We start from the raw sequence: 8,503 nt of genomic DNA, 5'->3' as shown, positions 1-8,503 counted from the left end.
CCGCGCCGGTCCAGGCTAGGCGCTGAAGCCCAGCGCGCGCGAGATCACCAGCATCTGCACTTCGCTCGTGCCCTCGCCGATCTCCAGGATCTTCGAGTCGCGGTAGTGCCGCGCCACTGGGTTCTCGTTCATGAACCCGTAGCCGCCGAAGATCTGGGTCGCGTCGCGGGCGTTGTCCATGGCCGCCTCGCTGCCGACCAGCTTGGCGATGGAGGCCTCCATCTTGAACGGCCGGCCGGCCATCAGCTTGAAGGCCGCGTCGTAGTACGCCAGGCGGGCGGTGTGGACGCGGGCCTGCATCCGCGCGATCTTGAAGGCGATGTGCTGGTTGGAGCCGATCGGCCGGCCGAAGACATTGCGGCTCTTGGCGTAGCGGATGGCCTCCTCCAGGCAGCCCTGTGCCGCGCCCGTGCAGAGGGCGGCGAAGGCGACACGGCCCTCGTCGAGGGTCTGGACGAAGTTGGCGTAGCCGCGACCGCGCTCCCCCAGCAGGTTCTTCTCGGGGACGTGTACGTCGGTGAGGGTCAGCGGGTGCGTGTCGGAGGTGTGCCAGCCGACCTTGTCGTAGACGGGCTCGGCGACGAAGCCGGGCGTCCCGGACGGGACGATGATCGCGGAGAGCTCCTTCTTGATCGACCCGTCGGCACGGCGCTCCTCGCCGGTCACGGCGGTGATCGTGACCAGCCGCGTGATCTCGGAGCCGGAGTTGGTGATGAACTGCTTGGTGCCGTTGATGACCCATTCACCGTCGCGCAGCACCGCCGTCGTCTTGGTGCCGGACGCATCCGACCCCGCCTCGGCCTCGGTGAGCCCGAAGCCGGCGAGCGCCTCCCCCTTCGCGAGCATGGGCAGCCACTGCTGCTTCTGCTCCTCGGAGCCGCTGCGGAAGATCGGCATCGCGCCGAGGCCGACTCCGGCCTCCAGGGTGACGCCGATGGACTGGTCGACGCGGCCGAGCTGCTCGACCGCGAGGCACAGCGACAGGTAGTCCTTGCCCTGTCCGCCGTACTCGACCGGGAAGGGGAGGCCGAACAGGCCCATCCGGCCCATCTCGGCGATGATGTCGTACGGCAGGCTGCGCTTGGTGTCGTACTCGTACGCGGCGGGGGCGACGACGGTGTCCGCGAAGTCGCGCACCTCGTCCCGCAGGCGGCGCTGCTCGTCGGTGAGCTCGAAGCCGGCCACCTCGGTGTCGGCCGGGCGGTCCATCTGCATGGTCATCGGATTCCTGTCTCTTCCTGTGGCTCTCGTGGGGCCTATCGCTGTGCGGCGGCCGGTGGTGCCGGCTCCGCGTCCGCCTCCTGGGGCGGCACATCGGTGGTGGGGATGTCGGCGGTGGCGTCGTCGGCGGTGGCGTCGTCGTCCGCGTCGACCCGGGCGACCAGCTGGTCGAGCCGCACCAGGTCGCCGGGGGCGACGTGCACGGTCACGGTTCCCGCGACGGGCGCGACCAGGCGGTGCTCCATCTTCATCGCCTCGACGATGACGACGGTGTCCCCGGCCGCGACGCGGGCGCCTCCCTCGACCGGCACGGCGACGACCGTCCCGGGCATGGGCGAACGGAGCTCGGGATGCGCAGCCGCGTCACCGCGGTCGAGCGCGGCGAGCCGCTCGGCGAGCCGGGTGGCCCGGTCGCGCAGGCGCAGCGGGCGGGCGCGTCCGTCGCGCGCCAGCCACACGGTCGCGCCGTCGCGGGCGACGTCGAAGCGCAGCGTGCGGCCGTCGAGGTCGAGCAGGGCGACGGCGGGCTCGCCGGGATGCTGCGGGTCGCGCAGGCGGAGAGCGGCCGGCCGGGCGTCCGCGTCGGCGACCGCGACACGGGCCGCCTCGGGCGGCCCCTCGACCGTGACGGTGACGCCGTCCACGTCGTAGCGCACCGGGCGCGGGCGGCCGAGCCGCCATCCCGTCGGCGCCGCCCACAGTGGGGCGACCGCGGCGGACTCCTGCGACCGGTCCTGGTGGGCCAGCAGCGCTGCGGCGACCAGCTCGTCCTCGCTCGCGGCCGTGGGCGCGCGCTCGGAGAACCGGCGGTCGATCAGCGTGGTGTCCATCCGCCCGGCGACCACGTCGTCGTCCGCGACCAGGTCGGCCAGCCACGACACGTTCGAGACCGAGCCGAGGATGCTCGTGGCGGCGAGCGCGCCGCGCAGCCGCGCGAGCGCCTGGTCGCGGTCCTCGCCCCAGGCGATCACCTTGGCGAGCATGGGGTCGTAGTCGGTGACGATCGGGATTCCGGCGGCGATGCCGCTGTCGACACGGATGCCCTCCCCCGAGGGTTCGCGGAGGGCGAGCACGCGCCCTGCCGCCGGGAGGAAGCCGCGCTCCGGGTCCTCCGCGTAGACGCGCGCCTCGACGGCGTGCCCGTGCAGCCGCACATCGGCCTGCCCGAACGACAGCGGCTCCCCCGCGGCGATCCGCAGCTGCTGCTCCACCAGGTCGAGCCCGGTCACCAACTCTGTGACGGGATGCTCGACCTGGAGCCGCGTGTTCATCTCCATGAAGAAGAACTCGTCCGGCGACTCGGCCGACACCAGGAACTCGACGGTCCCGGCCCCCGTGTACCCGACGCTGGCCGCGACGCGGCACGCGGCCTCGCCGATGCGCTCTCGGGTGGTCTCGTCGAGCAGCGGGGACGGCGCCTCCTCGATCACCTTCTGGTGACGGCGCTGCAGCGAGCACTCCCGCTCGCCGAGGTGCACGATCCCGCCGTGACGGTCGGCCAGCACCTGCACCTCGATGTGCCGCGGCGACGACACGAGCCGCTCCAGGAACAGGGTGTCGTCGCCGAACGCTGCGGCGGCGACGCGCCGGGCGGCGCGCAGCGCTTCCGGCAGCTCGTCCGCCGAGCGCACGGCCTGCATCCCCTTGCCGCCGCCGCCCGCGGACGGCTTGACGAGCACGGGGTACCCGATCTGCTCCGCCGCCGCGATCAGGTCGTCGTCGCCCAGACCCGGCTCCGCGATGCCCGGGATGGTCGGCACGTCGTACTCGGCGACCGCGTGCTTCGCGGTGATCTTGTCGCCCATGACCTCGAGCGCGTGCACGCCGGGGCCGACGAACACGATGCCCGCCCGCTCGCACGCCTCGGCGAGCGCGGGGTTCTCGGAGAGGAACCCGTAGCCGGGATGCACGGCCTCGGCGCCGGTACGGCGCGCGGCCTCCACGATGGCGTCGACGTCGAGGTAGCTTTCGCGCGCCGCAGCGGGACCGATGCGCACCGCGACGTCGGCGAGCGCCACGTGCGGGGCGTCCCGGTCCGCGTCGCTGTAGACGGCGACCGAGCGGATGCCGAGCCGCTGCAGGGTGCGGATGACGCGGCACGCGATCTCGCCGCGGTTGGCGACGAGCACGGTGGAGAAGGGGGTCCTGGTCACGGGGATCACATCCGGAAGAGGCCGAAGGCCGTGTCGGGGAGCGGCGAGCGCGCGATGACGTCGAGGGCGAGCCCGAGCACCGTGCGGGTGTCGGCCGGGTCGATCACGCCGTCGTCCCAGAGCCGGGCGGTGGAGTAGTACGGGTTGCCTTGCTCCTCGTACTGGGCGGCGATCGGCGCCCGGAACTCGGCTTCGTCCTCGGCGGACCAGTCCTCGCCCCGCGCCTCCAGCTGGTCGCGCTTGACCGTCGCCAGCACGCTCGACGCCTGCTGGCCTCCCATCACCGAGATGCGCGCGGCGGGCCACATCCACAGGAATCGCGGCGAGTACGCGCGGCCGCACATCGAGTAGTTGCCCGCCCCGAACGAGCCGCCGATCACGACGGTCAGCTTGGGGACGCGGGTGGTGGCGACCGCGGTGACCATCTTGGCGCCGTTCTTGGCGATGCCGCCGGCCTCGTAGTCGCGGCCGACCATGAAGCCGTTGATGTTCTGCAGGAAGAGCAACGGGATGCCGCGCTGGTCGCACAGCTCGATGAAGTGCGCGCCCTTCAGGGCCGACTCGCTGAACAGCACGCCGTTGTTGGCGACGATGCCGACCGGGTGGCCGTGGATGCGCGCGAACCCGGTGACGAGCGTCATGCCGTACTCGGGCTTGAACTCCTCGAACCCGCTGCCGTCGACGATCCGCGCGATCACCTCGTGCACGTCGTAGGGCGCCTGCACGTCGACGGGGACGACGCCGTACAGCTCGTCCGGGTCGGCGGCGGGCGCGGACGCGGGCAGCACCTGCCAGGCCGGCTCCGCGGGCGGCGGGAGCGTCGCGACGATATCGCGGACGATGGCGAGCGCGTGCTCGTCGTCCTCGGCCAGGTGGTCGACCACGCCGGAGGTGCGCGCGTGCAGGTCTCCGCCGCCCAGCTCCTCGGCGGTGACGATCTCGCCGATGGCCGCCTTCACGAGCGGCGGGCCGCCGAGGAAGATCGTGCCCTGGTTGCGGACGATCACCGTCTCGTCGCTCATCGCGGGCACGTAGGCGCCTCCCGCGGTGCAGGAGCCGAGCACGGCGGCGATCTGCGGGATCTTCGCCGCCGAGAGCCGCGCCTGGTTGTAGAAGATGCGGCCGAAGTGGTCGCGGTCCGGGAACACCTCGTCCTGCATCGGCAGGAAGGCGCCGCCAGAGTCGACCAGGTAGATGCAGGGCAGCCGGTTCTCGAGCGCGACCTCCTGCGCCCGCAGGTGCTTCTTCACGGTCATCGGGTAGTACGTGCCGCCCTTGACCGTGGCGTCGTTGCACACGATCATCACGTGGCGGCCGGCGACGAGGCCGATCCCGGCGATCACGCCGGCGGCGGGGCTCTCGTCGCCGTACATCCCGGTCGCGGCCAGCGGCGCGAGCTCGAGGAACGGGCTCCCCTCGTCGAGCAGCGCGTCGATGCGGTCGCGGGGCAGGAGCTTGCCGCGCGCGACGTGGCGTTCGCGGGCGCGCTCCGGGCCGCCCGCCGCGGCGACCTGCAGCCGCCGCCGGAGGTCGGCGACGAGCTCGCGCTGGTCGGCGTCGTTCTGCTCGAACCGGGCGTCCGTGGCGGACGCCTCGCTGGTCAGGGTCGGCATACTGCTCCGTGTCGTCATCGACAGTCGGTTAGTGGTCACTAACTCGGTTTTAGGTTAGTGTTCATTAACCGAAAAGTCCAGCACCGCCTCCCGGGCGGCCCGACCCCATCGAGGACGATGACCCAGACCGAACCCGCCGAGCCCCTCGAGCGGCCGACGCAGCGCAGCCAGGCCAAGGCCGACCGGCGCGCCGCGCTGCTCGAGGCCGCGGCGACGCTGTTCGCCGAGCGCGGTTTCAACGGCGTCTCGATCGAAGACCTCGGCTCGGCCGTCGGGGTCAGCGGGCCCGCGGTCTACCGCCACTTCACGTCCAAGCAGGCGGTGCTCGAAGCGCTCCTCGTCGGGGTCAGCGAGCGCCTGCTCTCCGGCGGCGAGGACGTCTCGGGCGCCGACCCGGACGCCGAGGCGGCCCTCCGCGCGCTGATCGGCTTCCACATCGACTTCGCCCTCGGCGAGCCGGACACGATCCGCGTGCAGGACCGCGACCTCGACGCCCTCCCCGACTCGGCGCGACGCCAGGTCCGTCGGCTGCAGCGCCGCTACGTCGAGGTGTGGATGCGCGTGCTCGGCCAGCTGCACCCCGCCCTCGCCGACGACGAGCTGCGCGTGCGCGTGCAGGGCACCTTCGGCCTCCTGAACTCGACCCCGCACACGGCGCGCGTCGGCTCGGCCCACGTCGCGCCCGACGCCGTCCGCCCGGTGCTCGAGCGGATGGCCTGGGCCGCCCTCACCTCGGCCTGAGCCCGCTGTCCGGCCCCGCGAATTGCGCCGACCGGCGCGTCACCCTCATGGGCTACAGTCCGAAGATAAAGGGCGGCACCGGCCGGACGAAGGAGCGATGTGGGCGACGACACCCCCCGGCTGAGACGCCACCACCGGGTGCTGCGGGCAATCGGCAGCGTGCTCGCGGTGCTGCTCGTACTCGCGGTCATCGCGGGCGGTGTGGCGGTGTGGACGGTCACTCGCTCCTTCCCGCAGACCTCCGGGTCGGTGGATGTGCCGGGCCTCACGAAGCCGGTGACGGTGACGCGCGACAGCGCGGGGGTGCCGCAGCTCACCGCATCCACCGCCGACGACCTGTTCCGCGCGCAGGGCTACGTGCACGCGCAGGACCGCTTCTGGGAGATGGACTTCCGGCGCCACGTCACGGCCGGCCGGCTCTCCGAGCTGTTCGGCGCGAGCCAGGTGCCGACGGACACGTTCATCCGCACGCTCGGCTGGCGGCGGGTCGCCGAACAGGAGGTGAAGCTGCTCGACCCGACCTCACTGCGCTACTACCAGGACTACGCGGACGGGGTGAACGAGTACCTGAAGCGGCACTCGGGCGCCGAGCTGTCGCTCGAGTACGCCGTGCTCGGTCTGCAGAACCCGTCGTACCGTCCCGCGCCCTGGACGCCGGCGGACTCCGTCGCCTGGCTCAAGGCGATGGCCTGGGACCTGCGGTCGAACCTCGAGGACGAGATCGACCGGGCGCTGCTCGCGACGAAGCTGAAGCCCGAGCAGATCGCCGAGCTCCACCCCGGCTACCCGTACAGCAGCCACCCGACGATCACCGACCAGGGCGGCGGGAACCCCCGGACGGTCACGCCGGAGCGGTCGCCGGATGCGATCGCGTCGGATGCGTCGGCCTCGGCGCAGTCCGGGCCGGACGCGACGGCGGACCCCGCGTCGTACGCCGCCCAGCTGGCGCAGGTGGCCGAGAGCGTGGACGCGCTTCCGCAGCTGATGGGACCGGCGGGCGACGACATCGGCTCGAACTCGTGGGTGGTCGCCGGCACGCACACCGCGAGCGGCAAGCCGCTGCTCGCCAACGACCCGCACCTCGGCGCCGCCCTGCCGTCGGTCTGGTACCAGATGGGCCTGCACTGCGCGACGGTCGGACCGGAGTGCCCGTTCGACGTCGCCGGCTTCAGCTTCTCCGGTTTCCCCGGCGTCATCATCGGCCACAACGACCGCATCGCGTGGGGGTTCACCAACCTGGGCCCGGATGTCGCCGACCTGTTTGTTGAGAAGGTCACGGGCGACACGTACGAGTACGACGGCGCGCAGGTGCCGCTGGAGAAGCGCACCGAACGCATCCGGGTCGCGGGCGGGAAGGATGTCGTCATCACCGTACGGTCCACGCGGCACGGACCGATCGTCACCGACATCGGCGACGCGTACGCCGTCATCGCGAAGGACCAGGCCGGGAAACTCGGCGTGCCTGCCCCGAAGTACCAGCTCTCGCTCGCGTGGACGGCGCTCACACCGGGGACCACGGCCAACGCCATCTTCGCGTTCGACACCGCGCGCGACTGGACCGCCTTCCGCGCCGCCGCCCAGCAGTTTCAGGTGCCCTCGCAGAACCTCGTCTACGCCGACGTGGACGGGCACATCGGCTACCAGGCGCCCGGCCTCATCCCCGTCCGCGCCGCGGGCGACGGCACGATGCCGGAACCGGGATGGACGAGCCGCTACGGCTGGACGGGCACCATCCCGTTCGATCAGCTGCCGTCGGTGTTCGACCCGCCCTCCGGCTACATCGTCACCGCGAACAACGCGGCCGTCGGCCCCGGTTTCCCGGTGCTGATCACGGCGGACTGGGACCACGGGTACCGCGCGAACCAGATCGAGGTGCGGCTGGCGGGGCTGCTCGCGGGCGGCCGGAAGGTCACCGGCGCGGACATGTCGGCAATCCAGGCCGACACGTACGACGCGAACGCCGCGAACCTCGTGCCGGTGCTGCGGGCGGTCGCGGCGAAGCCGGACGCGTCCACCGACCTGCAGCAGGCCGCCCGGCTGCTCGACGGCTGGGACTACCGCGACCGGGGCAGCAGCGCCGCGGCCGCCTACTTCGCGGTCTTCTGGAAGGAGCTGCTGCACGACGCATTCGCGCGCAAGATCCCGGCGGCCACGGCGCCGACCGGAGGCGACCGCTGGTTCGCCGTGGTGCAGTCGCTGCTCTCGCAGCCGGACTCGTCGTGGTGGGCGGACTCCGACCTCGGCGCCACCGACCGCGACTCGATGATCGCCTACGCCGCGGGGAAGGCCTGGGGCGAGACGCGCCGCCTGCTGGGCGGCGACCCCGCGGGCTGGCGCTGGGACCGCCTCCACACGCTGACGCTGACCAACGCCAGCTTCGGCGAGTCGGGGATCGCTCCGATCGAGTGGCTGTTCAACCGAGGGCCGTGGCACGTCGGCGGGGGCTCGAGCGTGGTGGATGCGACCGGCTGGGACGCGACGGCCGGCTTCGCCGTCGAGCGGGTGCCGTCGATGCGCATGGTGGTGGACCTCGCCGACTTCGACCGGAGCACGTGGATCAACCTGACCGGCGCCTCCGGGCACGCATTCGACGCGCACTACACCGACCAGACCGACCTCTGGGCGACCGGCCGCACGCGGCCGTGGCCGTTCACGCCCGCCGCGGTGACGAAGGCGGCCGACCAGACGCTGACGCTGCGCCCCGCGCGCTGAGCGGCGGTTTTCCAGAGGTCTTGGTGGCCGCGCGCGCGGCGGGGCGCGAGCCCCTACCGCCCC

Annotated in this window: 5 protein-coding genes; 2 read left to right on the top strand and 3 right to left on the bottom strand. The window is 72.5% G+C overall.

Annotated features, from left to right (window positions below; genetic code table 11):
- Positions 1 to 15: 15 nt before the first annotated feature.
- Genes ACTJI1_RS05055 through ACTJI1_RS05045 form a run of 3 tightly spaced genes read right to left on the bottom strand, consistent with a single transcriptional unit; the run spans position 16 to position 4,987 of the window.
- Positions 16 to 1,221, bottom strand: coding sequence for an acyl-CoA dehydrogenase family protein (locus tag ACTJI1_RS05055; protein ID WP_440741783.1), 1,206 nt, complete (start codon positions 1,219 to 1,221; stop codon positions 16 to 18).
- A gap of 35 nt (positions 1,222 to 1,256) precedes the next feature.
- A complete protein-coding gene (locus ACTJI1_RS05050; protein WP_440741782.1) occupies positions 1,257 to 3,374 on the bottom strand; it encodes an acetyl/propionyl/methylcrotonyl-CoA carboxylase subunit alpha in 2,118 nt (705 codons plus the stop codon).
- A 5-nt stretch (positions 3,375 to 3,379) separates the two neighbouring features.
- Positions 3,380 to 4,987 (bottom strand): carboxyl transferase domain-containing protein, encoded by a 1,608-nt coding sequence (locus ACTJI1_RS05045; protein WP_440741781.1) that lies wholly within the window; start codon positions 4,985 to 4,987, stop codon positions 3,380 to 3,382.
- Between the two features lie 117 nt (positions 4,988 to 5,104).
- Between ACTJI1_RS05045 and ACTJI1_RS05040 the strand changes: the two genes are divergently transcribed.
- Positions 5,105 to 5,728 carry an SACE_7040 family transcriptional regulator gene (locus ACTJI1_RS05040; RefSeq protein ID WP_440741780.1) on the top strand — a complete coding sequence of 208 codons (624 nt, stop codon included), beginning with the start codon at positions 5,105 to 5,107 and terminating at the stop codon, positions 5,726 to 5,728.
- Between the two features lie 99 nt (positions 5,729 to 5,827).
- A complete protein-coding gene (locus ACTJI1_RS05035) occupies positions 5,828 to 8,440 on the top strand; it encodes a penicillin acylase family protein (protein WP_440741779.1) in 2,613 nt (870 codons plus the stop codon).
- Positions 8,441 to 8,503: the final 63 nt, after the last annotated feature.

It is taken from the genome of Leifsonia sp. 22587, from assembly GCF_052044215.1.
GTDB lineage: Bacteria > Actinomycetota > Actinomycetes > Actinomycetales > Microbacteriaceae > Leifsonia > Leifsonia shinshuensis_C.
This window is presented reverse-complemented; position numbering and strand designations above follow the sequence as displayed.

Bases quoted from the DNA above. Each gene is read 5' to 3' on its own strand.
- ACTJI1_RS05055 (WP_440741783.1), bottom strand. From the start codon at position 1,221: ATGACCATGCAGATGGACCGCCCGGCCGACACCGAGGTGGCCGGCTTC.
- ACTJI1_RS05045 (WP_440741781.1), bottom strand. From the start codon at position 4,987: ATGCCGACCCTGACCAGCGAGGCGTCCGCCACGGACGCCCGGTTCGAG.
- ACTJI1_RS05040 (WP_440741780.1), top strand. From the start codon at position 5,105: ATGACCCAGACCGAACCCGCCGAGCCCCTCGAGCGGCCGACGCAGCGC.